We start from the raw sequence: 23,327 nt of genomic DNA, 5'->3' as shown, positions 1-23,327 counted from the left end.
AAGCAAAGCAAAATACCTTTGAAGGCAAAGGTAAACGTTGAAGGGTGTGCCATGTCAAGGCCCAAGGCGCGCGACGCCGAAGAGGGCGGCGAGAACGGAGTCGACGACGCCGTCAGGGCCCTGCTGTTGCTCATGCCCCGGATGGTGGGCCGGGTCAAGAAGATCCCCGTGCCCGAGGCGCTGCAGTCCCTCGCGCTGGCGCCGCGCCACCTCTCGCTGCTCTCCTACCTGCTCTTCGACGGGCCGATGACCGTGAACGAGCTGGCGGCCCGACTGCAGGTCGCGCCGACGACGGTGAGCCTGCTGGTCGGCGACCTGAGCCGGAAGGGAATCCTGGAAAGGCGCGAGGACGAGGCGGACCGGCGTCGGCGGATCATCGGCATCGCAGCCGACCAGCAACCCGCGATCACTGCCTGGCTCGCCCCGGGTGCGGTTGCGTGGCGCAAGGCGTTGGCCCCCCTGACGCCCGATCAGCGGCACCTGTTCGTCGATACCTTGCTCGCGTACGAAGCCGCGGTCAGCGGCGAGGAACAAGGCTGAGCCGAGTCCAGGCAGCGGATATCCAACGCGGCGACTACGTTCCGGCGGCACGCCGATGCACCGCACCGAACACCACGACGGGGCGAACGTTGCCGGGCGCGGCACTAGGTTGAAACCACGTTGTTGTCGATCGAAGGCAGTTCACGGTGGATGTCGCTCGTGCCATGGCCCACGACCCGCATGGGGTCTTCGCGCGGATGCGGGAGGCCGGGCCCGTGCACTCGATCGTCGCCCCGGACGGGAACCCCGCGTGGCTGGTGACCCGGTACGCGGATGTGCAGGCCGCGCTGGGGGATCCGCGTCTGTCGTTGAACAAGGCGCATGCCAAGCCCGGCAGCTACAAGGGCTTCGAGCTGCCACCCGCGCTCGACGCCAATCTGCTCAACATGGATCCGCCCGACCACACCCGGCTGCGACGGCTGGCCGGGCAGGCGTTCACCGCGCGCCGCACCGCGAGCCTGCGCGGCGAGCTCGGGCGTGCCGCCCAGGCGCTGGCCGACGGGCTCGCCACGCGCGAACGGGTGGATCTGGTCCATGATTTCGCCACGCCGTTCGCGGTCGGCGCGATCTCCGAGCTGCTCGGCGTCCCGGCCGAATCCCGGGCCGACTTCCGGACCTGGACCGGCGCCGTACTCGGTGCGAACGCCACCCGCGACGGGATCCGGGCGACCGTGCGCGAGATGTACGCGTTCTTCGTCGCGCTGCTGGCCGCCAAGCGCGCGGATCCCGGGCCCGACCTGCTCTCCGCGCTGATCGCCGCGCGGGATGACGAGGACCGGCTGAGCGAGGACGAACTGACCTCGCTGGCTTTCCTGTTGCTCTTCGCCGGCTACGAGAACTCGGCCAACCTGATCTCCGGCGCGCTGCTCGCGATGCTGTCCGACGACGCGCTGCGGGACACCCTCCGGGCCGATCCGGAGGCGGTCCCCGTGCTGGTCGAGGAGGTCGCGCGGCACATGTCGCCGGCCCTGCTCGCGATCCGCCGCTTCCCGATCGAGGACGTGGAGCTCGGCGGCGTGCTGATCCCGGCCGGCGACACCGTCTTCCTCTCGATCGCGGGGGCCAACCGCGATCCCCGGCGCTACGACCGCCCCGACCGGGTGCATCTCGAACGCGCCGATCCGGCCCGGCATCTGAGCTTCGGTCAGGGCATCCACTACTGCATCGGCGCGCCGCTGGCCCGCCTGGAGGCCGAACTCGCGGTCCGCACGATCCTGACCCGCTTCCCGAACGCGAAGCGCTACGCCCCCATCGCCTGGCAGCCCTCGATCCGGGTCCGCGGCCTGGCCGCCCTGCCGGTCGAACTCGGCGACTGACGGGCCCTGATGCCGTCGATGACACCGATGTCGCCGGACTGTCACAAGTTTGTGCGAAGCCCGCTCGGCTACTGATTTCCTGCTGACTGCTCCGCCGAAATACCCGACAGTGAGTACCGACACGGCGCGGTATCGCCGGTGGATACGACCACCGCCGAAGGCCGCCGTACAGCGGATGGGGAGTCGGAGCAGATGGCCGTTCGTCAGGCAGTGTCCTCACGCGCGCAGAACACCGGGCACACGAGCGTTCGCTGGTGGACCCGGCGGACCACGCAGGCCGCCGCCATGGGCGCGCTGATGATCGTGGCACTCGCGGTGGGGCCCTCGCTGGGCATCCTGCCGTCGGTGTCCGAGCGGGTGGACGGCGTAGAGCGCATCACCACCGTGATCCACGACTCCGACACCCCGGTCCACACGCGCTGACGGGACGTCACAGCCGCGGTCCGCAGGCCCCATCGACCGCCTCGACCCGATCCGACCCGACCGTGCCGGGCCCGCGACGCCCGGCACGGTCCCGGGCACGTCCCGGCCCGATGAGCCCGCGGCCGCGAACCGGCCGAAGCCGGCCATCCATCGGACGACGTCGGACGTCGACCACGAACTCGCGCTGCACGTAGCCGAGTCCGACGCTCCCGACGATCCAACACGCGCACGCGGAGTTCTCTGCTTTGCCCTGTTCCAGGGATCGGCGGGCCTGCGGTGGTGGTATCGCTGCTCCGAATGGCGGTGACGGGCGGCGCGGACGGGACAGACCGCCGACGCGGGTGCATGAGCGAGTCGATGCCGGATGTGTACGAGGGATGCGTGGATCGCGCCCGCGCTCCGGCCCGCCGTTGGCGCCGCATGGTCGGCCCCCGCAAGTCGCCGCCGCGTGCGCCGAAACCGAGTGCGTGATCGCCCGCTGCCTCGCCTCCCAGGGCGGCCCGCACGCCGCGAACGAGGCCCTGGCGGGATCGAAGAGGCCATCGGTGCTCCTTGGTCAGTCGGCGCAGGGCGCCGATCGTGCGTGGCGGAAGGCGACGGCGAGTGCGGTGAGGCAGGTCAGGTTGGTGTCGAGGCCCGGTGGGACGACCCAGCGCATCGAGGTGTCGGGGTGCGGGCGTGGTCCCGGGACGGTGAGGCAGCCGCGCGGGGCCGAGAGGCCGGCGTCGGCGATTGATATATCAAAAGCGACATGCATCGCGGTCCAAAGAGTATTGGACGGGCATGACGCGTGCGATGCAAGCTCCCTTTGACGAACCTCACGGCGAAGGGATGGGCGATGGGACGCGCGGCGGTCGGGAGCGGTGTGCAGCCCGCGCACTATGTGGCGGGGGAGTTCAGCCGGGCAGGGGGCGGGAGATTTCCGCTCGTGAACCCGGTGGACGGCACCGTCTCGGCCGATGTCCCCGAGGCTGATCGGGCGATCGTCGACGCCGCTGTGGCCGCTGCTCGGGGTGCGCTGGGCGTGTGGGGATCGGCCGGGGGCGAGGAGCGCGCCGCGGCGATGCGGCGGATCGCGGACGGGATCGAGGCTCGCTTCGCGGAGTTCGTGGACGCCGAGGTCGCCGACACCGGCAAGCCGCGCGAGCTCGCGGCCACCGTGGACATCCCCCGCGCGATCGGCAACTTCCGCGCGTACGCGGACCTGTTGTACGGGCGGCCCGAGCGCTCGTACTCGACGGCGATCCCCGGCTGGAGCACCGGCACCGGCCACGCGCTCAACTACACCGTGCGCCGCCCGCTCGGCGTCGTCGCGATCATCTCGCCCTGGAACCTCCCGCTGCTCCTGCTGACCTGGAAGGTCGCCCCCGCGCTCGCGGCCGGCAACACGGTCGTCGCGAAGCCGTCCGAGGAGACGCCCTCCACCGCGACGCTGCTCGCCGAGGTGATCCACGCATCCGGTCTGCCGGTCGGCGCGTTCAACCTGATCCACGGTCACGGCGCGGGCGCGGCGGGGGAGTTCCTCACCGCGCACGAGGGCGTCGACGCGATCGCGTTCACCGGCGAGTCGGCCACCGGCTCGGCGATCATGCGCAAGGCAGCCGAGCACATCACCCCGGTGTCGTTCGAACTCGGCGGCAAGAACCCGGCGATCGTGTTCGCCGACGCGGACTTCGAGGAGGCCGTGGCTGGCACCGTGCGGTCCGCCTTCACCCACTCCGGCCAGATCTGCCTGTGTACCGAGCGGGTCTACGTCGAGCGCCCGATCTTCGCCGCGTTCGTGGCCGAACTGGGCGCCCATGCACGGGCGTTGACCGGGTACGGGCCGATGATCTCGGCCGCCCACCGGGACAAGGTCGTGTCGTACTACGAACTCGCCGTCGAGGAGGGCGCCACCGTCGTCGCCGGCGGCGGCGTACCGAGCTTCGGCGACGAGCGCGACGGCGGCTTCCACGTCGAGCCGACCGTGCTGACCGGCCTCTCCCAGAGCGCGCGCACCGTACGCGAGGAGGTCTTCGGACCGATCTGTCACGTCATGCCGTTCGACACCGAGGACGAGGCGGTGGCCCTGGCCAACGACAGCCGATACGGCCTCGCCGCCACCGTATGGACCACCGACCTGTCCCGCGCGCACCGGGTCGCCCCGCGCGTGGAGGCCGGGATCGTGTGGGTCAACTGCTGGAACCTGCGGGACCTGCGGACTCCCTTCGGCGGGATCAAGGCGTCGGGGATCGGCCGAGAGGGTGGCGAGTACTCGCTCGACTTCTTCTCCGAACCCGTGAACGTCTGCATCAAGATCTGATCGCGAGACCCGGGTCGGCGCGCCGTCCCACCGCCCGGGTCGCGCGATCACCCGGCTCCGGCCGGATGATTCGATCAAGACTGAGACTGCCGAGACGGGGACCCCCGGGACCCCGTACGCACCCCCGGATACGAGAGTGACAGTGACCGAGACAGCGAACAACGCCATCGAAGCGGCCGCCGCGCGCCTGCTGGACGCCGAGAGGTCCGGGGTGCCGTGCGCGCCGATCCGCGACCTGATCACGAGCGTCGAGGACGCGTACGCCGTGCAGGAACGGCTGACCGTCGACCGGCTCGCCGCGGGCCGCCGGCTCGTGGGCCGCAAGATCGGCCTGACCTCCGCCGCCGTCCAGCGCCAACTCGGGGTGGACTCCCCGGACTTCGGCATGCTGTACGCCGACATGGCGGTCCCGGACGGCGCCGAGATACCGGTCGGCGCGGTCATCCAGGCGCGCGCCGAGGCCGAGGTCGCGCTCGTGCTCGACGTCGACCTGACGCACGAGCGGCACACCGTCGCCGACATCATCCGGGCCACCGCGTTCGCGCTGCCCGCGATCGAGGTCTGCGGCAGCCGGGTGCGCGACTGGGACATCACCATCGTCGACACGATCGCGGACAACGCGTCGTCGGGCCTGTACGTGCTCGGCAACCGCCCCGTCGTGCTCGGCGACCTCGATCTGCGGCTCGCGGGCATGGTCCTGGAACGGCGCGGCGAACCGGTCGCCACGGGGACGGGCTCGGCCTGCCTGGGCCACCCGCTGAACGCGGCGATCTGGCTCGCCGACACGCTCGTGCGGCTCGGCCGGCCGCTGCGCGCGGGCGACACCGTGCTGACCGGCGCGCTCGGGCCGATGGTGGCCGTGGCACCGGGAGACGTGTTGGAGGCCCGGATCGACGGGCTCGGCGACGTACGGGTCGCGTTCGCGGCGGACCTCGAGGAGACCTCATGAGCAACACGGAGACCACGCCTACAAGCGGCACCGGTCCTGGCGCCACCGGTTCCAGGACCACTGATCCCCTTGCCACCGACCTCGTCGCCACCCTCGCCGCCACCCTCGACGAGGCGACCCTCGGCCGGCACACCACCGACCGCCCCACCGACACCACCGACCTGGACGTCCCGACCGCGTACCGCGTCCAACGCGCCGTGATCGAGCGCCGCGTGGCCCGCGGCGAGTCGCTGATCGGCGTCAAGATGGGTTTCACCAGTCGCGCCAAGATGAGCCAGATGGGTGTCGACGACGTCATCTGGGGCCTGCTCACCGACACGATGCTGATCGAGGAGGGCGGGCTCCTGGACCGGTCCGGGCTGATCCACCCGCGGATCGAGCCGGAGATCGCGTTCCTGATCGGCAGCCCGCTCTCCGGCACGATCACCCCGGCCGAGGCCGTGCGCGCGATCGCGGGCGTCGCCGTCGCGTACGAGGTGCTCGACTCGCGCTACGCCGACTTCGACTTCACCCTCCCCGACGTGATCGCCGACAACGCGTCGGCGTCCGGCTTCGGCGTCGGCACCTGGCACCACCCCGACGCGCTCGACCTCGGCAACCTGGGCATGCTCGTCGAGATCGACGGCCGTCCCGTCGCCACCGGCTCCTCGGCGGCGATCCTGGGCAACCCGCTCCGCTCGCTCATCGCCGCCGCCCGGCTCGCCGCCGAGGCCGGCCTCGAACTCCGGCCCGGATGGGTCGTCCTCGCGGGGGCCGCCACCGCCGCGCTGCCGCTGCCCAAGGGCGCACACGTGCGCGTGTCCGCGGCCGGACTCGGGCGCGCGGAGGTGACCACGCGATGACCGTCGAAGACGGCCTCCTCGTCCCGGGCAAGGCCACCCCGCGCGGCCGGTTCCCGCACGTCAAGCGGGCCGGTGACTTCGTCTACGTGTCCGGGACCAGCTCCCGCCGGCCGGACGGCACGTTCGTCGGCGCGAAGGCCGACGCGATGGGCACCACCGACCTCGACATCCGCGCGCAGACTCGCGCCGTGATCGAGAACATCGGCGACCTGCTCGCCGCGGCCGGCGGCGGCCTCGCCGACGCGGTCTCGCTCACCACGTACCTCGTCAACATGAACGACTTCGGCGGCTACAACGAGGTCTACGCCGAGTACTTCGACGAGACCGGTCCCGCCCGCACGACCGTCGCGGTGCACCAACTCCCGCACCCGCACCTGGTCATCGAGATCTCCTGCGTCGCGTACATCCCCGCCGCCCCCGCCCCGCCCCCGTCGCCGCTGTCGCCGAATCCTGAGAGGCGCGAGAGATGACCCTGCCGAAGCTGACCAACGGACTGCCGTTCAACTTCACAGCGTGGATCGACGACCACCGGGACATGCTGGCGCCGCCGGTCGGCAACATCCAGATCTGGAAGGAAGCCGACCTGGTCGTCACCGTGGTCGGCGGCCCGAACCAGCGCACCGACTTCCACGACGACCCGATCGAGGAGTTCTTCTACCAACTCCAGGGCAACATGGTGCTCCGGGTGATGGACGAAGAGGGCAAGCCGCCGGTCGACATCCAGATCAACGAGGGGGACGTCTTCCTGCTCCCGCCCCACGTACGGCACTCGCCGCAACGTCCCGAGGCCGGCAGCATCGGCCTGGTCGTCGAGTTCAGCCGTGCCGAGGGCCAGGTCGACGCGTTCGAGTGGTACTGCGTCGAGTGCCACCGGCTGGTCAACCGCTCGCTCGTGCAGCTCCAGTCGATCGTCGAGGACCTTCCGCCGCTGTTCGAGCGGTTCTACGACGGCGACCGCACCTGCCCGCACTGCGGCGCCACGCACCCGGGACGGGTGTGGCCCGACGCCATGCGCCCGCGGACCGTGCCGCGCGCCGCGGCCGGTTCCTGATCTCCACCACTGCCCGACCGCCGGCCGAGTCCGGTGGTGAACCACGGAGGTTCCGTGACTGTCATCGACGTCCATTCGCACGTCTTCCCGAGGATCTCGCAGGCCGAGAGCCGCATCCTGTCGGGCGCGGGCGAGCCGTGGCTGAGGGTCCACGGTGACGGCACCGGGATGATGATGAGCGGCGACGACGAGTACCGCCCGGTCATCGCACCCCTGTGGGACCCCGAGCGCCGACTGACCGACATGGACGCGCTCGGCGTGGACGTACAGGCCATCTCCTCGACCCCGCTGATGTTCGGCTACGCGGCCGAGACCGCGCGCGCGGTCGAGTGGTGCGACCTGGTCAACCAACGGATCCTGGACTACTGCTCGGTCGACCCGGAGCGGTTGCTGCCGCTGTGTCAGGTCCCGCTGCAGGACATCGGCGCGGCCTGCGACACCGCGTCCAGGGCCGCAATGGCCGGCCACCGCGGCGTGCACATCGGCAACCACGTCGGCGAGCGGTACCTCGGCGACGACGGCATCGTCGAGTTCCTCACGCACTGCGCGGACGCGGACATGCCGGTGCTCGTACACCCGTGGGACATGCTCGGCGGCGACCGGATGCCGGGGCACATGCTGCCCTGGTTGGTCGGAATGCCGGCCGAGACCCAACTGACCATCCTCGGCATGATCCTCCAGGGCGCGTTCGAGAAGCTGCCCGCGTCGCTCAAGCTGTGCTTCTGTCACGGCGGCGGCAGCTTCGCGTTCCTGCTCGGCCGCGCCGACAACGCGTGGCGCAACCGCGACATCGTCCGCGCCGACTCGCCCAGACCACCGTCCGAGTACGTCCGCCGGTTCTACGTCGACTCGGCCGTCTTCGACCCGCGCGCGCTCCGGCTGTTGGTCGAGGTGATGGGTGCGGACCGGGTCATGCTCGGCACCGATTTCCCGTTCCCGCTGGGGGAGTTGGACCCGGGCGGCGTGGTCCGCGCGTGTGCCGAGTTGAGCGCGGACGACCGCGCGCTGATCCTCGGCGGCAACGCGGCGCGGTTCTTCGCGCTCGCCGATCGACCCGCTCGGCGGATGGCCGAACTCACGAAGGGACCGCAGTGATGACCGAGACGGTCGACCGGACCAAGGTCGCCATCATCGGGTCGGGCAACATCGGCACCGACCTGATGATCAAGATCCTCCGGGTGTCGCGAACACTCGAAGTCGCCGCGATGGTCGGCATCGACCCGGATTCGGACGGCCTCGCCCGGGCGGCGGGATTCGGAATCCCGACCACGCACGAGGGCGTCGAGGGGCTGATCGCGCTGCCCGGCTTCGCCGACATCGCGATCGTGCTCGACGCGACCTCGGCGGGCGCGCACCGGCACAACGCCAAGGCCCTCGCCCCGTACGGCAAACGGCTCGTCGACCTGACGCCGGCCGCGATCGGCCCGTACGTGATCCCGCCGGTCAACCTGGACCAACACCTGGACGCGGACAACCTCAACATGGTCACGTGCGGCGGGCAGGCCACCGTGCCGATCGTCGCGGCCGTGTCGCGGGTGACACCGGTGCGCTACGCCGAGATCGTCGCGTCGATCTCCTCGCGCTCGGCCGGACCGGGCACGCGCGCCAACATCGACGAGTTCACCGAGACCACGTCGCACGCGCTGGAGCAGGTCGGGGGCGCGGCCAAGGGCAAGGCGATCATCGTGCTGAACCCGGCCGAGCCACCGATGATCATGCGGGACACGGTCTACTGCGTGGTCGGCGAGGAGTGTGACGAGGCGGCCGTGACCGCGTCGATCCTGGCGATGGTCGGCGAGGTCGCGGCGTACGTCCCGGGCTACCGGCTCAAGCAGGACGTGCAGTTCCGCGCGATCGGGGCCGGCGACCCGACGGCCGTGCTCGCGGGCGGATCCGGGCGTCTGGTCTCGGTCTTCCTGGAGGTCGAGGGCGCGGCCCACTACCTGCCGGCCTACGCCGGGAATCTGGACATCATGACGTCCGCCGCGCTGCGCGTGACAGAGAGGCTGGCCACCCGATGACGCACGAGATCTACGTCCAGGACGTGACCCTGCGGGACGGCATGCACGCCATCCGGCACCGGTACACGACCGACCAGGTCCGCGAGATCGCGGCCGCGCTGGACGCGGCCGGGGTGGACGCGATCGAGGTCGCGCACGGGGACGGACTGGCCGGGTCGAGCGTCAACTACGGCCCGGGCGCGCACTCCGACGACGAATGGATAGCCGCGGCGGCCGAGGTCGTCACGCGGGCCAAGCTGACCACGCTGCTGCTGCCGGGGATCGGGACGGTCGCGGAGCTGCGGCGGGCCTACGACCTGGGAGTTCGTTCGGTCCGGGTGGCCACGCACTGTACGGAGGCCGACATCTCGGCCCAGCACATCGCGGCGGCCCGCGAGCTGGGGATGGACGTCGCGGGCTTCCTGATGATGAGTCACATGGCCCCGGCGGACGAACTGGCCCGCCAGGCCGCGTTGATGGAGTCCTACGGCGCGCACTGCGTGTACGTCACCGACTCGGGCGGTCGGCTGACCATGGACGGCGTCCGCGACCGGGTGCGGGCGTATCGGGAGGTGCTGGCGCCGGAGACCGAGATCGGCATCCACGCGCACCACAACCTGGGCCTGGGCGTGGCCAATTCGGTCGTGGCCGTCGAGCACGGCGTGCGCCGGGTGGACGCGTCGCTGGCCGGGATGGGCGCCGGCGCGGGCAACTGCCCGTTGGAGGCATTCGTCGCGGTCGCCGACCTGATGGGCTGGCGGCACGGCTGCGAGGTCTTCCGGCTGATGGACGCGGCCGACGACATCGTCCGCCCGCTCCAGGATCGCCCGGTCCGGGTCGACCGCGAGACGCTCACGCTCGGATACGCGGGCGTGTACAGCAGCTTCCTGCGCCACGCGGAGGACGCGGCGAACCGCTACGGCCTGGACACCCGAGACATCCTGGTCGAGGTCGGCCGACGCGGGATGGTGGGCGGCCAGGAGGACATGATCGTGGACATCGCGCTGGACCTGGTGAACGGCGCGAAGTAGCGGGCGGGGCAGGGCTGGGCAGGGCAGAGCAGAGCAGTGAGGCGGTGTCGTCGAAAGGGGCGGCACCGCTTTTTTGCGCGTGGGCCCGGAAACGGGGAGCCCGGGAAGCGGGGAACCGGGAAGTGGGCAGCCGGGGAAGTGGGAGCCCGGGACGGATGGTGCGGAGGAGTTTCCGAGTTCTTCTTGAGCGTGCGTTAAGGCAGAGATAATGGTCTAGACCTTGACTGGTATAGACCATTCGGATTGAGTGTCCTCCGAGTCACGCGCCGGGGAGCTCGATCCATCAAGCGCCGGTCCCAGTGCGGCAGTTCAGATTACGGGTCGGTATTTCTGTCGATCGGGCACGGTTCTTCCGTGCCGAGGAGTGATTCGGATGATCAGAAAACGCATTGTCGCGTTTCTCGTGGGCATCGCGTTCGTGGGAGTTCTGGCGGCCATCATGTTGCCCATGTCCTCCGCTTCGGCGGCGAGTTGTGCGGCCGGGTGGAACTCGTCGGCGGTCTACACCGGTGGTGCGACGGCGTCGTACAACAACCACAACTGGGGCGCCAAGTGGTGGACCCAGGGGGAGACGCCCGGGGCGTCCGACGTCTGGGCGGACCAGGGCGCGTGCGGCGGTGGCGGTGGTGATCCGACGACCGGCGGCTCGACCGGTGGTTCGACCGGTGGTTCGACCGGTGGTTCGACCGGCGGCGGGGGAACGAACTGTACGTACCCGAACTGGGCCGCGGGTACGAACTACGCGGTCGGGGCCATCGTGAAGTACACCGACGGCAAGTACTACCGGGCCAAGAACGCCAATCCCGGCTACGACCCGATCATCAGCACCTGGTTCTGGGAGCCGTTCGCGTGCGGCGGATCAACCACGACAGGTGGTACGACGACCGGCGGCACCACCGGCGGGGGCGGGACCGATCCGGGTGACTTCGTGGTGAGCGAGGCGCAGTTCAATCAGATGTTCCCGAACCGGAATTCGTTCTACACCTACAGCGGTCTGACCGCGGCGCTGAGTGCCTACCCGGCCTTCGCCAACACCGGTGGCGACACGGTGCGGAAGCAGGAGGCGGCGGCATTCCTGGCCAACGTCAATCACGAGACCGGTGGTCTCGTGCACGTGGTCGAGCAGAACACCGCGAACTACCCGCACTATTGCGACGCCAACCAGCCCTACGGGTGCCCGGCCGGACAGGCCGCCTACTACGGTCGTGGTCCGATTCAGCTGAGTTGGAACTTCAACTACAAGGCGGCGGGCGACGCGCTGGGCATCAACCTGCTGAACAACCCGAACCTGGTCCAGACCGACTCGGCGGTGGCCTGGAAGACCGCCCTTTGGTACTGGAACACCCAGAACGGCCCGGGAACCATGACCCCGCACAACGCGATCGTCGGCGGCCACGGTTTCGGTGAGACCATCCGCAGCATCAACGGTTCGTTGGAGTGCAACGGCGGCAATCCCGCCCAGGTCCAGAGCCGGATCAACAGCTATCAGTCGTTCGTGTCGATCCTCGGCACCACTGCGGGGGCCAACCTGAGCTGCTGACCCACCGACCACGATCGGGCCGCACCGGACCTCCGGTGCGGCCCTTCGTCATGTGTGGCGTCCGGGTCAGGTCGTGGGCGGGGCGGGGGGCTCCCCCTCGACGGTGACGTGGGCGATGTTGTCGTAGAAGGACAGGTAGCCCTTGATGTCGGGGACGGACTCGATCGGGTTCGAGTAGGCCCACACGACGTCGGGGTGCGCGGCCGTGGTGCCGTCGCCCAGGTACGTCCAGTAGGACGCCACGCCCTTGAAGGGGCAGGTGGTGTGGGTGTCGGTGGGCGTGAAGCGGGCCAGGTCGACGTCGTCCGGCGGGAGGTAGTACCGGATCGGGAGGCCGGTCTCGTACAGGACGACGGGGCGGCTCGATTTGGCGACGACCTGGCCGTCGATCTCGACCGTCACGGTCTGTGCGCTGTGCACGGTCGTGACGAGGTGGCCTCGTGCGGCACTCGGCATGCGGATCTCCTCCGGCGGTTCTCGGTGGCGCGGGTCCGGCCATTGTCAACCATGCGAACCCGCGGACCATTCCGGAGCGGCTCCCTCGGGGCGCCTACGCGTCCGTCGCGCGACCGATGAAAGGTATAGACCTATTGCTCGATCCCCGGGTTGCGGCTAGCGTCGTTCGAGTGCGCGCCGGCACCGCATGAAATCACGAAGTCCCTTATAAACAAGCCGAGTTGCCCTCGGTTTGAGAAATGGAGTCGAGCTCATGCGCAAGGCTTTGGCGGGGGTCGCGTTGACCGCAGCTTTGTTCGGAGTGGGGGCTGCCGCGTCGCCGGCGATGGCGGATCCGGCCCCGGGCGGCAGCTTCATCTTCTACGGCTACCACCCGTCGCAGGCGTCCTGCGACGCGGCCGGCCGCGCCGCCGCCCCGGCCCATGGGCCGGTGTACCTGTGTCTGAACAACGGCGGCACCCTCTGGTCGCTCTGGGTGCACTGAACTCCCTTGCGGGGGTGGCGAATGTGGTGCCGCGGGCGCGCGACACCACATTCCCCTCCCGGCTTCCCGCAGGTGCGGAGCGAACGGGACGGTGTCACCGGGTGGGTGGTGGTCCCGTCCCGTTCGCGTCGCGGGGCCCGGATGGTGTTCACTCGGCGGCCGGGGTGGTCCACTCGAGCAGTTCGACCACGATGCCGTTCGGGTCGGTGACCTGGAAGAGCCGTTCACCCCAGGGGTGTTCGTGCAGCGGCAGGGTGATCTCGACGCCCTCGCCGCGCAGTCGGGCCTCCTCGCCGGCGAGGTCCTCCGCCACCGTGAAGGCCAGGATGACGCCGTCGGCGTGCCGGTCACGGAAGCCCTCGGGGAGAACCTCGAGGCCGCGGCGGAGCAGGACCAGGCTCAAGGCCCCGTCCTCACGGCCGAGCGACACGAACCCGTCGGCCGCCATCAGCTCTCGGTAACCGAAGTGGGCCTTGAAGAACGCGCTGGACGCGTCGATGTCGTCGACGGTCAGGGAGATGGCGGATGCGGTGACGCGCATGGGGCTCCTCGGTGTGGTGCGTGGGTGGGGTGGAGCGAGGCGGGGCAGGGGCGCGGGGGGCGACGAGGTGTGGCGTCGGTGCTCGGGTGCTCGGGTGCTCGGGTGCTCAGGTGCTCAGGTGCGGCGGCGGTGCAGCCGGGCGCCGGCCTGGCGGGTGGCGTGCGTGGGGGCCTGGCAGTCGCGAGGGGCGCGGTGCGGGCGGGTCGGCTGCCCGATCTCGGAGATGCCGGCCGAGGTCGGCGCGGTGAGGGTGAGCCGTTCCGGCCCCACGGCGATGGCGGAGGTGATGGCGGTGGTGGCGAGCTGGGTGAGGCTGGTTCGCATGTAGTCCCTTGCTGTTCGCGGGTTGCCGCTTCAAGCCCTGCATTTGGGTCGGGCATAAACTTAGGCCGAGATGGAGTGAGCGTCAACCCATAAATAGGTCGAACCCAAAAAGAGGTCGATCCCATGGCATGATGGAGGGTATGACCACTTCCGACACCCCCGGGCTGCGCGAGCAGAAGAAGCGCGAGACCCGCGTCGCCATCTCCGACCACGCCACCAGACTGTTCATCGAGCGCGGCTTCGAGGCCACGACGATCGCCGACATCGCCTCGGCGGCCCGGGTCGCGAAGATGACCGTCACCAACTACTTCCCGCGCAAGGAGGACCTCGCCTTCGACCACCACGAGGCATTCGTCGCGGGACTGGCCACGATCGTGACCGAGCGGGCCGTCGGCGAGTCGGCCGTGGCCGCGCTACGGGCGGCCTTCGTCGCCGGCCTGGAACAGCGCGACCCGATCATCGGCTTCTCCGGCCTGGAGTTCACCCGGATGATCAGCGAGAGCCCCACCCTCGTGGCCCGCCTGCGCGACCTGCACGAGCACCGCGAGGACGCCCTCGCCGCCACGCTCGCGGCGGAGACAGGCGCCGACCCGGACGACCTCGAGCCGGCCCTGATCGCGGCCCAGATCGGCGGCGTCCATCGCGTCCTCTTCCGCGAACTCCAGCGCCGCACCCTCGCGGGAGAGCCCAACGACGCAATCGCGTCCGCCCTCACCGAGCCCGCCCGCCAAGCCTTCGCCCTCCTGGAACAGTCAGCCGGCCACTACGCAGTCCGCACCACCTGACCATCCCTCCCGCGGGGCATGGTCGTGACGTCGTGGTCGGTCGTCGGCGCGGCTCGTTCCCATGGTGAATGGCCAGGGGCGGGGCGGGCCTCGCGACCAGTTCGAGCACGGTGGGCGACCGATGAGCGCGAAGCTCGCGCGGATACGCAGTCGGTGCAAGCGGATCCGGAACGTGCGCCGCGTGCTGCCCGGGTTGAGGGGTGCTGCTCTTCAGGGCGTACCCCGTTGGGGTCTCGTCGTGTCAGTTGCCCTCGGGCTGCGGCTCGTCGTCGGGATCGTCGTTGCCGATGCGGCTGCCGGCGCGCGCCGCTGCGGGTTTCACGACCTGCATGACGTCGCGATAGAAGCGGTCGACCGCCGCGTCGACGCTGCGAATGAAGCCGGTTTCCTCCGAGCCGCGCTTGGTGCCCATCGACGTGGACAGCGTGATTCGGAAGCCGATGATCGACTGGCCCGCCTCGGGCACCAGCAGCGCGGGCTCGTTGCGCAGCGCCTTGAGGAGCTCGCATGGTCCGTCGGCCGCGCCGTCGATGACAGCCTCGATCCGCAAGTCGTCGGGGGCGTGGTCCAGTTGACGGGTCAGCCAGCGAACCCGTGTGAGTTGGCGGGCCTGCTCGGGTGCGTCGAACTGCACCGAGGTCTCGATCCTGGCGGTACGCAGATCGGCTGTGACGCCGAGAGTGCCGATGGCTTCGGGGATACGAACCTCGGTGTCGAGGCGACCGTGTTCCGCGAGTGAGGTGGCGGTGACGGCCCGGCGCTGTGCCGCGTCGAGGTTGCGGCGCCCACGCATGACCGGACCCACAGTGACGCCGAGTTCCCCGCCGACGCGCAAGCACAGTTGGCGAACCAGCTTTTCCCAGCTCTCGGCGATCTGCAAGGCTCGGCGGTCGCCGTTGCGCAGGGTTCCGGCGGTGATTGCCTCACGTACGGGCACCCACCCGGCTCCCATGTTCTCGAAGCCCTTGCAGCCGGCATTGTCGTGCCGCAGGAAGTACAGGAGTTCGTCGAGCAACCACAGGTGTGCCGGATTCGCCACGCCTTGGTGGTGGCCGAGCATGTGCGCCTCGTGGGCGACTTCGGCCCAGGACAGATGGCGGAGCGCCACCTTGCCACGCAGCTTGCGTTTGTCGACCGGTACCGGGTGTTCGCCGTCCAGGGCGAGATCGTTGGACAGCGTGATCACGGCCTCGTACTTCTGCCGTCGGGCCACCTCGATATATGCCTCGACCTGGTCGGGCTTGAGGGCGTTGCCGCCGGTCTTGGTCTCCACGAGAGCGGTCCACACCCGGCCGCCGCGAGCCACCTTGATAATGCCGTCCGGTCGAACCTTGCCGTCACCGTGCCGGAACGACGCCTCGGCGAATGTCTCGATGGTTCCGGCGGGGGCATTGAACTTGCCGGTGATCCGGCGGCCGAACTCGGGCACCTGGGCCATGACGGCGAGCAGGATCGAGGTCGCGCGGACCTCGCGCTCCAGCTCGTTGCGCAGCCCGGACACGGAGAAGACCCGGGCGTTCTGCCACGACTCGTCGTCGGCCAGCCGCGGTTTTGCGATCTTGGGCAGTACGGCCTTCTTCTTCGCCGTGCGGAGGCGTCGGGGCCGAATCTCCGGCTCGACGACGAGCGTGGGTTCGGCGGGGGTGGGACCTGCGGGCTCCGCCTCGACCGCTGTCGTGGCCGCTTCTGTCTCCGCTTCAGCTTCCGCTTCGTCGTCGGCGACGTCGATGCCGAAGTCCGTCGCGAGCCCGGCCAGGCCGGACGCGTAGCCCTGACCGACCGCGCGGAACTTCCACTCGTCACTGCGGCGGTACAACTCCCCGAAGACGAAGGCGGTTTCGGCGGCGGCGTCGTCGATGTCGAATCGTGCGATCGGTTCGCCCGACGAGTCGGACAGGGTCAAGTGCAGGTCGTCGAGTTCGCCGAACGACGCCCCGGCGTATCGGCTCGCGGCGATCACGACGCGATCGACCTCGGCCGAGAGTTCCGCCAGATCGACCGAGATCCGGTCCTCGGTGCCACCGCCGGTAGGTGTCTTGCCGGCCAACTGGACCGCGTCGTCGGCACGGGATTCGCGGTTGTAGAAGTAGAAGTCGTCCTCGTTGCGCACCTTGCCGTTCGCGTCGAGCAGCAATGCGGAGGCGTCGGCGTCGCCCGTACCGGACACGTCTGCCCAGTTGAGCGCGAAGGTTACCGAGCGGATGTCCTCACTTAACGCCGACAGTGCGACGTTCTGCCCCTTGGCCAAGCGCTGCAAGGCGTCTCCCGGACGAATCGGTGGTGTGGAAGTACCTGTCGGGCTGCTTCGGGACGACACGACGAGCCCGCCTCGGCCGAGGCCGGGACGGGGGCGAAGTGGACCGCGGAAATCTCGGATGAGCCGCGTTGCGAGCCAACGAAATGGTAATCGGCTCGTCCGGCGGTAGGGGGGCGTTCCTCGAAACGAGTGAACCAGCCGAGGCCATGACGATATATGCGTCGAATGAGAGGGATTGGGGGTTGAGGGTAGGGTTTGGTGGGGTGGGGGCGCCGTTGTTGCGGTCGATGGTTGGGGAGTGGTTGGGCTGAGGGTGTCCTCAAGCGCCGGACGGGCTGGGTTGGTTGGTGAATTCCTGGGTGATTGCTTTGGTGAGGTGGGGGATGAAGTGGGCTTCGCTCGGGGTGGGTTCGTTGACGATTCGGTGGATGAAGCCGGTTCGTAGCAGGTCGGGGGTGGCGATGTGTTGGGTGCGGGCGATGGTTGGGGCGTGGTGAGGGGTTCGGTGCAGGATTGCCGAGGCGCCTTCCGGGGGGAGTGGGGCGAGCCATGCGTGTTCGGTGGCGATTCTGCGGGTGGTGGCCAGGAGGGCCAGGGCTGCGCCGCCCGCGCCCTCGCCCAGGAGGAGGCTCACCGTCGGCACGGTCAGGGCACCCAACTCCGCGATGCAGCGGGCTATTTCGGCGGCCAGCGCGCCCTCCTCGGCGGCCGGGCTCAGTGCCGCTCCCGCCGTGTCGACGACGGTGAGCAGTGGGAGGCCCAGCTCCGCGGCGAGCCGTATGCCGCGGCGGGCGGTGCGTAGGCCGCCCGGTCCCACCGGGCCCGCCTCGGCCGCGCGTTCGCGGTCGTGACCGACCACGACGCAGGCCGTGCCGCCGATCCGGGCGAGTGCGAGCCGCATCGCGTCGTCGCGTTCGCCCGCGCCCGTCCCGGACAGCGGGACCAGCTTGTCGGCGGCCCGCAGCAGGTTGTCGAGACCGGGGCGGCGGACGTCCCGGGTGTATCCGACGGAGCGCCAGATGTCGGATGTGGCGCGGGGGTTCGGGCGTGTGGTCGGGATCGGTGCGACCTCGACGTCGACCTCGACTTCGACCTTGACCTCGACTTCGACCTCGATCCCGTCCTCGGCCGTGCTCTCGTCCTTCCGCAAGAGGTCGAGCGTGTCCGCGATGAGGCGACGCAGTTCGGTCGGGGGTAGGACGGCGTCGAGTACGCCGCGGCGGTGCAGGTTCTCGGCGCGTTGGACGTGTGCCGGGAAAGGCTCGCCGTGCAGCGCCTCGTACACGCGCGGGCCCAGGAAGCCGATCAGCGCGCCGGGTTCGGCGGTCGTGATGTGGCCGAGCGAGCCCCAGGACGCCAGTACGCCGCCGGTGGTCGGGTGCCGCAGGTGGACGAGGTAGGCCAGACCCGCGGCCTTGTGCGCGACGATCGCGGCGGTGATGTCGATCATCCGCACGAACGCGGGCGTACCCTCCTGCATCCGGGTCCCGCCCGAGACCGGTGCCGCGAACAGCGGGAGCCGTTCGGTGCCGGCCCGGTGGATCGCCGCGATCAGCCGGTTCGCGGCGGCGGCGCCGATCGATCCGGCGAGGAAGTCGAACTCGCCCAGCAGTACCGCCACTCGGTGCCCCGCGACCCGCGCCTCCCCGGTGCGCACCGATTCGTCGGTGCCGCTGTGCGCGCGTGCCGCGGCGAGCGCGTCGGCGTACGGACCGGACTCCGGCTCGGGTTCGGCCGCCGTGTCCCAGGATCGGAAGGTACCGGGGTCGAAGACGGCGTCGGCGAACGCGAGCGCGTTCGGTCGAGTGGGCGCGGCCGGTGCCGTTGTCATCGGTGCCGCACGCGTCGGGGCCGTACTCATCGCCCGACCCCCGCCCCGGACGGCCCGGTCCCCGCTGCCGCCCCCGCCCCGGGGCCCGCACCGACGGGCACGACCGCGTCCGCCGCGTCCAACCACGCGCGCACGCTCGTGTCGTGCTGGCCCAGGGTCGGCGGCGCGGCGTGCTCGGTGCGGCCGCCGCCGTCGAAGCGCCAGGGCAGGCCCGGCAGGCTGATCGGGCCCAGGGTCGAGTGGTGCACGTCGACGATCAGGCCCTGCTGCCGGGTCTGTTCCCACGCGTACACCTCGTCGATGCCACGCACCCGGCCCGCCGGAACGCCCGCCGCGTCCAAGCGCTTCAGCCACTCCTCGGCGCTCGCGCCCGCGAAGGCCGCCGCCAACTCGTCGGCCAACTCGCCGCGGCGGCGCACCCGGTCGGCGTTCGTCGCGTAGCGCGGGTCGTCGGCGTCCAGCCCCGCGACGTCCGCGACGGACCGCCACAACGACTCGCTGCCGGCGGCCAGTTGGATGTCGCCGTCCGCGCAGCGGAACAGGCCGTAGGGGGCTATCGACGGGTGCTGGTTGCCGGTCGCGCGCGGTAGGTCGCCGGCCACCGTCCACCGGGTGCCCTGAAAGCTGTGGACGCCGATCATCGAGGACAGCAGCGAGGTGCGGACGACCCGCCCGCGCCCGGTGGCCTCGCGCTCCAGCAGGGCCGCGAGCACACCCTGGACGCCGAAGATCCCGGCCAGCAGGTCGGCTATCGGGGTGCCGACCTTGGTGGGCGCACCCGGTTCGCCGGTCAGGCTCATCAGCCCGGCCTCGCCCTGCGCGATCTGGTCGTAGCCGGCCCGCCCGCCCTCCGGCCCGTCGTGGCCGAACCCGCTGATCGAGAGCACGACCAGGCCGGGGTTGAGCGCGTGCAGCCGCTCGACGGGGAAGCCGAGGCGGTCGAGCACACCCGGCCGGAAGTTCTCGATCAACACGTCGGCGCGGCGGGCGAGGCGGGTGACGAGTTCGCGACCCTCTGCGCTCTTGAGGTCGGCCGTCACCGATTCCTTGTTGCGGTTGCAGGCCAGGAAGTACGTCGATTCGCGGGCCTCGTCCGGGCCCACGAACGGCGGGCCCCAGCCCCGGGTGTCGTCGCCGCGGCCGGGCGCCTCGATCTTGATCACCCGGGCGCCGAGGTCGCCGAGCATCATCCCGGCGTGCGGTCCGGCGAGGGCGCGGGAGAGGTCGAGGACGAGGCTGCCGGCGAGTGGTCCGGCGCCGTCCTGGGTGGCGTTGGGCATGACACCCCTTGCGTTCAGTGGTGGCAGGAACATTCATCACAGAAGCATGGATGGCTGAATTCGTCTAGTCGGAGCATCTTGGATGCTTAAAACGTCGTGCCCGATGAGCCATGCCTGCCGTGATCAGCCAACTTGGAGGCCGAAAAGATCATCCTCAAGAAACTGTTGACCGAATTCGTCACTGCTCCTCAGACTGGGGCGCACGTCGTAACCGGATCGCCTTCCCAGGCGCGCCGCTCGCCCGCTCGGCGACGACGGCCCACCCGAGACGGCCCCTGGACACCCATGACCGACGACATCACCCACCTCGACGCCACCGACCTCGCGGCCCGTCTGCGCCGTCGTGAACTGTCCGCCCGCGAGGTCGTCCAGGCCCATCTGGACCGCATCGCCCAGGTCGATCCGGCCGTCAACGCGATCGTCACTCTCGACCCCGAAGGCGCCCTCGCGGCCGCGGCCGCCGCCGACGACCACCTCGCGCGGGGCGCCGAACCCGGCCCGCTGCACGGACTGCCGATCGCGTTCAAGGACACCCACGACACCCGTGGCATGCGCACCACCTACGGCTCGCCGCTGTACGCCGACCACGTCCCCGACCGGGACATGCCACACGTCGCGCGAATCCAGGCGGCCGGCGCGATTCGGCTCGGCAAGACGAACGTCCCCGAGTTCGCGGCCGGTTCGCATACCTTCAACCCGGTCTTCGGTACCACCCGCAACCCGTACGACCGATCCCGGTCCGCGGGCGGCAGCAGCGGCGGCGCGGCGGCCGCGCTCGCCGCCTGCATGCAGCCGATCGCGGACGGCAGCGACATGGGCGGCTCACTGCGCAACCCCGCGTCGTTCTGCAACGTCGTCGGCCTGCGCCCCACGCCGGGCCGAGTCCCGACCTACCCCGCGAGCAACCTCTGGGACACCCTTGCGGTGGCCGGCCCGATGGGCCGCACGGTCGCCGACACGGCGCTGCTGTTCTCGGTGATGGCCGGCCCCGATCCACGCCACCCGATCGGACTGGAAACGCCCGGCTCGGTGTTCCGCGCGCCCCTCGACCGTGACCTCACGGGTCTGCGGGTGGCCTGGACGCCCGACCTGGGCGGCACGGTGCCCGTCGACGCGGAGGTCCTCGCCGTATTGGAGCCGCAGCTGCGGGTCTTCGCGGACCTCGGCTGCCATGTCGAGCGGGACAGCCCCGACTTCCGCACCGCCGACGACACCTTCCGGACGCTGCGCGCCCACGAGTTCGACCTCGGCCTGGGCGAAACCCTCGACTCCTCGCGGGAATCGCTCAAGGCCAGTCTGGTCTGGAACATCGAGGAGGGCCGCCGACTCACCTCCGCCGACCTCTGTCGCGCGACCGCCGCGCGCAGCGCGTTGTACGCGGACGCGATCGACTTCTTCGACCGCTACGACGTGCTGCTCGCGCCGGTCAGCCAGGTCGTCCCGTTCGACGCCGAGCTCGAATACCCGGCCGGTGTCGCGGGGATCGAGCAGCACACCTATCTCGACTGGATGCGGTCCGCGTACTTCGTCACCCTCCTCGGTGCGCCGGCGCTTTCCGTCCCGGCGGGGTTCACGCCGGGTGGACTGCCGGTGGGGATACAGATCGTCACGGCACCGCGGTCGGACCTGTCGGTCCTTGAGATCGGGGCGGCCTATGAGGCGGCCACGTGGCATGGGCGGCGGCGGCCCGTACTGGGTTGAGGAGCAGCGGTGTCCTCAAGCGCCGGACGGGCTGCGGTGTCCTCAAGCGGCGGACGGGCTGTTTGTCCTCAAGCGGCGGACAGGCTGCTTGTCCTCAAGCGCCGGACAGGCTGCTTTGAGCCCGTCCGGCGAGTGAGGACGCCCCGTCCGGCTACAGGTCACGTCGTAGGTTCGGCCGGGTGAAGTCGGCCCAGCAGGATGGGAAGACGGTCTCGACCCGATGTGCCCGTGCCCGCTCCTCGCCGTACAGCAACCCCCACGTGAACGCGCTCTCCCCGGCCGCGTGCGCCGCGATCGCCAACCGCCGCAGCGCCCGTCGCGCCTGCACGCTGTCCTGGTGCGTGCCGAGCAGGTCCTGGATCCGCTCGGCGTGCTTCGCGATCCGCTTGGCCGGCTTGCCGAAGACCGGACGGGTGGCCTCACCCGCGTAGCGGACCCGCTTCGCGGCCTTGCGGACCTCGTGCAGGGCGAGGTCGCGGTCGCGGCCCGGAGGGATGTGCAGCGCCTTGCGGGCCCGCCGGGCGAGTCGGCGATCGGCCCGGCGCAGGGCCTTGAGCGCCGGTCGGTGGGCCGGGCGCCGGGCCTGGGCGGTGAACGGCGGCTTCCCGACGAAGTCGTCCAGGGCGGCGAGCAGCGCGAAGTAGCGTGCACCGTCGAGCTCGGCGAGTACCCGCTCCCGGGCCGCGGCGGTCCGGCGCGCGTCCCACCCGGTCAGCCGCGCCCGAACCGGCCCGAGCACCGCCTCGGCCGGCAACGCGTCGATCCGCCCGCGAAGCCGCGCCACCAGCACCTCCTGGTCCCGAAGGCGCCCCAACTCTCCGGCCAGCCAGCGCAGTTCATCACCCAGCAGGCGGGTCCGACCCTCGTCCAGCACGCGCGAGAAGACCCGGAACGCGCTGCGCAACCGCCGGGTGGCGACGCGCATTTGGTGTACCGAGTCCGGCTCGTCCAGGCGCACCCGCGGATCCTGGGCCATCAGCGCGTCGATCTGCTTCCGCGCATAGGCCAGAGCCACCGCGCCCGCGCTCTCGGCGGCCGGCTCCGCGATCCGCCGACCCGACCGCAAGCCCGCCTCGGCCAGCGCGTGCGCGAGCTTGGACGAGGTCGCCGCGCGCCGCCACCCGCCCTTTCGCAGCCGCCGGTCGAGCGCGTCGAGCAACTCGCCGTCGCCCTCGACCAGTTCGACCTCGACCTCGGCCCACGTAGTGGCCGGTGTGCCCGGCGCGGCGAACACGTCCGCGGTCACCGTGTCACGCGCGATCTCGGCCAGGGTCGGTCCGTCCGCGCGGACCAGGTGCAGTTCGCGCACCGTCCGCAGGCGCACGACCGGCTTCGGCTCCACCCCGCGCGTGTACACCCGGATCCGGACCGCGAGCTCGGCCGGCACCGCGTCCCCGGACGCGGCCAACGGCACCCGTACCTCGTCGCGCGCGTCCGTCCCGGCCGGCAGCTTCAGGTGCCACCCTGCGTCACCGCCGCCCGTCCGCCGCCGCAGCGTGATCCCGCGGCCGGCCAGCGCCAGATCCGGCGTGTCGTAGTACACCGCGTCCAGCTCGACCGTCCCGCCGACCTCGACCCGAACCCCGTCCACGGCACCGGCGAAGTCCGGCAGCCCGACACCACCCGGCGCCTCGTACTTGCGTTCGATCTCACGCACGACATCGGCCATGGCAC

23 protein-coding genes are annotated in these 23,327 nt (G+C 70.6%); 15 read left to right on the top strand and 8 right to left on the bottom strand.

The features are described 5' to 3' along the window. The first annotated feature begins 51 nt into the window (after window positions 1-51). From OG928_RS06815 to OG928_RS06805, 3 genes are all read left to right on the top strand, one after another. Window positions 52-540 (top strand): MarR family transcriptional regulator, encoded by a 489-nt coding sequence (locus OG928_RS06815; RefSeq protein WP_406280572.1) that lies wholly within the window; start codon window positions 52-54, stop codon window positions 538-540. Window positions 541-686: 146 nt separating this feature from the next. Beyond that, a complete protein-coding gene (locus OG928_RS06810; RefSeq protein ID WP_406280571.1) occupies window positions 687-1,856 on the top strand; it encodes a cytochrome P450 in 1,170 nt (389 codons plus the stop codon). A 192-nt stretch (window positions 1,857-2,048) separates the two neighbouring features. Beyond that, on the top strand, window positions 2,049-2,279 hold the full coding sequence (locus OG928_RS06805) for a hypothetical protein (protein WP_406280569.1): 231 nt from the start codon (window positions 2,049-2,051) through the stop codon (window positions 2,277-2,279). A gap of 556 nt (window positions 2,280-2,835) precedes the next feature. Here OG928_RS06805 and OG928_RS06800 read toward each other — a convergent pair. Then, window positions 2,836-3,036: a hypothetical protein gene (locus tag OG928_RS06800; RefSeq protein WP_406280567.1), complete on the bottom strand. Its 201-nt coding sequence runs from the start codon at window positions 3,034-3,036 to the stop codon at window positions 2,836-2,838. Window positions 3,037-3,117: 81 nt separating this feature from the next. Here OG928_RS06800 and OG928_RS06795 point away from each other — a divergent pair, with 81 nt between their 5' ends. From OG928_RS06795 to OG928_RS06755, 9 genes are all read left to right on the top strand, one after another. Beyond that, complete coding sequence (locus tag OG928_RS06795; protein WP_406280565.1) at window positions 3,118-4,581, top strand: 2-hydroxymuconic semialdehyde dehydrogenase; 1,464 nt, start codon at window positions 3,118-3,120, stop codon at window positions 4,579-4,581. 136 nt (window positions 4,582-4,717) lie between these two features. After that, window positions 4,718-5,530 carry a 2-keto-4-pentenoate hydratase gene (locus OG928_RS06790; protein WP_406280564.1) on the top strand — a complete coding sequence of 271 codons (813 nt, stop codon included), beginning with the start codon at window positions 4,718-4,720 and terminating at the stop codon, window positions 5,528-5,530. Further along, window positions 5,527-6,372, top strand: coding sequence for a 2-keto-4-pentenoate hydratase (locus OG928_RS06785; RefSeq protein WP_406280562.1), 846 nt, complete (start codon window positions 5,527-5,529; stop codon window positions 6,370-6,372). The genes OG928_RS06790 and OG928_RS06785 overlap by 4 nt, the downstream gene beginning before the upstream one ends. Beyond that, window positions 6,369-6,842 (top strand): RidA family protein, encoded by a 474-nt coding sequence (locus tag OG928_RS06780; protein WP_406280560.1) that lies wholly within the window; start codon window positions 6,369-6,371, stop codon window positions 6,840-6,842. Before OG928_RS06785 ends, OG928_RS06780 begins: the two co-directional genes overlap by 4 nt. Then, the gene (locus tag OG928_RS06775) at window positions 6,839-7,423 is read left to right on the top strand and encodes a 3-hydroxyanthranilate 3,4-dioxygenase (RefSeq protein ID WP_406280558.1); all 585 of its coding nucleotides are present in this window, start codon (window positions 6,839-6,841) and stop codon (window positions 7,421-7,423) included. Before OG928_RS06780 ends, OG928_RS06775 begins: the two co-directional genes overlap by 4 nt. Window positions 7,424-7,477: 54 nt before the next feature. Further along, on the top strand, window positions 7,478-8,518 hold the full coding sequence (locus OG928_RS06770) for an amidohydrolase family protein (protein ID WP_406280557.1): 1,041 nt from the start codon (window positions 7,478-7,480) through the stop codon (window positions 8,516-8,518). After that, window positions 8,518-9,444: an acetaldehyde dehydrogenase (acetylating) gene (locus OG928_RS06765; protein ID WP_406280555.1), complete on the top strand. Its 927-nt coding sequence runs from the start codon at window positions 8,518-8,520 to the stop codon at window positions 9,442-9,444. The genes OG928_RS06770 and OG928_RS06765 overlap by 1 nt, the downstream gene beginning before the upstream one ends. Then, complete coding sequence (dmpG, locus tag OG928_RS06760) at window positions 9,441-10,454, top strand: 4-hydroxy-2-oxovalerate aldolase (RefSeq protein ID WP_406280553.1); 1,014 nt, start codon at window positions 9,441-9,443, stop codon at window positions 10,452-10,454. Before OG928_RS06765 ends, dmpG begins: the two co-directional genes overlap by 4 nt. A 373-nt stretch (window positions 10,455-10,827) precedes the next feature. Beyond that, window positions 10,828-11,994, top strand: coding sequence for a glycoside hydrolase family 19 protein (locus OG928_RS06755; protein WP_406280551.1), 1,167 nt, complete (start codon window positions 10,828-10,830; stop codon window positions 11,992-11,994). 66 nt (window positions 11,995-12,060) lie between these two features. Here OG928_RS06755 and OG928_RS06750 read toward each other — a convergent pair whose 3' ends face one another. After that, window positions 12,061-12,450 carry a DUF427 domain-containing protein gene (locus OG928_RS06750; RefSeq protein WP_406280549.1) on the bottom strand — a complete coding sequence of 130 codons (390 nt, stop codon included), beginning with the start codon at window positions 12,448-12,450 and terminating at the stop codon, window positions 12,061-12,063. A 253-nt stretch (window positions 12,451-12,703) separates the two neighbouring features. Between OG928_RS06750 and OG928_RS06745 the strand changes: the two genes are divergently transcribed. After that, on the top strand, window positions 12,704-12,934 hold the full coding sequence (locus OG928_RS06745) for a hypothetical protein (protein ID WP_406280547.1): 231 nt from the start codon (window positions 12,704-12,706) through the stop codon (window positions 12,932-12,934). A gap of 148 nt (window positions 12,935-13,082) precedes the next feature. Here the strand turns inward: OG928_RS06745 and OG928_RS06740 are convergent, their stop codons facing one another. Together OG928_RS06740 and OG928_RS06735 are read right to left on the bottom strand one after the other, a co-directional pair. Further along, window positions 13,083-13,475 (bottom strand): VOC family protein, encoded by a 393-nt coding sequence (locus OG928_RS06740; protein ID WP_406280545.1) that lies wholly within the window; start codon window positions 13,473-13,475, stop codon window positions 13,083-13,085. A 114-nt stretch (window positions 13,476-13,589) separates the two neighbouring features. Next, window positions 13,590-13,799, bottom strand: coding sequence for a hypothetical protein (locus OG928_RS06735; RefSeq protein WP_406280543.1), 210 nt, complete (start codon window positions 13,797-13,799; stop codon window positions 13,590-13,592). Between the two features lie 140 nt (window positions 13,800-13,939). Between OG928_RS06735 and OG928_RS06730 the strand changes: the two genes are divergently transcribed. Then, complete coding sequence (locus tag OG928_RS06730) at window positions 13,940-14,584, top strand: TetR/AcrR family transcriptional regulator (protein ID WP_406280541.1); 645 nt, start codon at window positions 13,940-13,942, stop codon at window positions 14,582-14,584. A 241-nt stretch (window positions 14,585-14,825) separates the two neighbouring features. On the opposite strand, the gene OG928_RS06725 is transcribed toward OG928_RS06730, so the two are convergent. The 3 genes from OG928_RS06725 to OG928_RS06715 all read right to left on the bottom strand — a co-directional run bounded on the left by OG928_RS06725 (window position 14,826) and on the right by OG928_RS06715 (window position 19,952). Next, on the bottom strand, window positions 14,826-16,841 hold the full coding sequence (locus OG928_RS06725) for a TerD family protein (RefSeq protein WP_406280539.1): 2,016 nt from the start codon (window positions 16,839-16,841) through the stop codon (window positions 14,826-14,828). Window positions 16,842-17,160: 319 nt separating this feature from the next. Next, complete coding sequence (locus OG928_RS06720) at window positions 17,161-18,672, bottom strand: carboxyl transferase domain-containing protein (RefSeq protein ID WP_406280537.1); 1,512 nt, start codon at window positions 18,670-18,672, stop codon at window positions 17,161-17,163. Between the two features lie 26 nt (window positions 18,673-18,698). Continuing rightward, window positions 18,699-19,952 (bottom strand): CaiB/BaiF CoA transferase family protein, encoded by a 1,254-nt coding sequence (locus tag OG928_RS06715; protein ID WP_406280535.1) that lies wholly within the window; start codon window positions 19,950-19,952, stop codon window positions 18,699-18,701. Between the two features lie 285 nt (window positions 19,953-20,237). Here OG928_RS06715 and OG928_RS06710 point away from each other — a divergent pair, with 285 nt between their 5' ends. Further along, the gene (locus tag OG928_RS06710; RefSeq protein WP_406280533.1) at window positions 20,238-21,653 is read left to right on the top strand and encodes an amidase; all 1,416 of its coding nucleotides are present in this window, start codon (window positions 20,238-20,240) and stop codon (window positions 21,651-21,653) included. Between the two features lie 151 nt (window positions 21,654-21,804). Here the strand turns inward: OG928_RS06710 and OG928_RS06705 are convergent, their stop codons facing one another. Then, complete coding sequence (locus OG928_RS06705) at window positions 21,805-23,322, bottom strand: CHAD domain-containing protein (protein ID WP_406280532.1); 1,518 nt, start codon at window positions 23,320-23,322, stop codon at window positions 21,805-21,807. Window positions 23,323-23,327 lie beyond the last annotated feature (5 nt).

The sequence above is a fragment of the Embleya sp. NBC_00896 genome (genome assembly GCF_045207785.1).
Lineage (GTDB): Bacteria > Actinomycetota > Actinomycetes > Streptomycetales > Streptomycetaceae > Embleya.
This window is presented reverse-complemented; position numbering and strand designations above follow the sequence as displayed.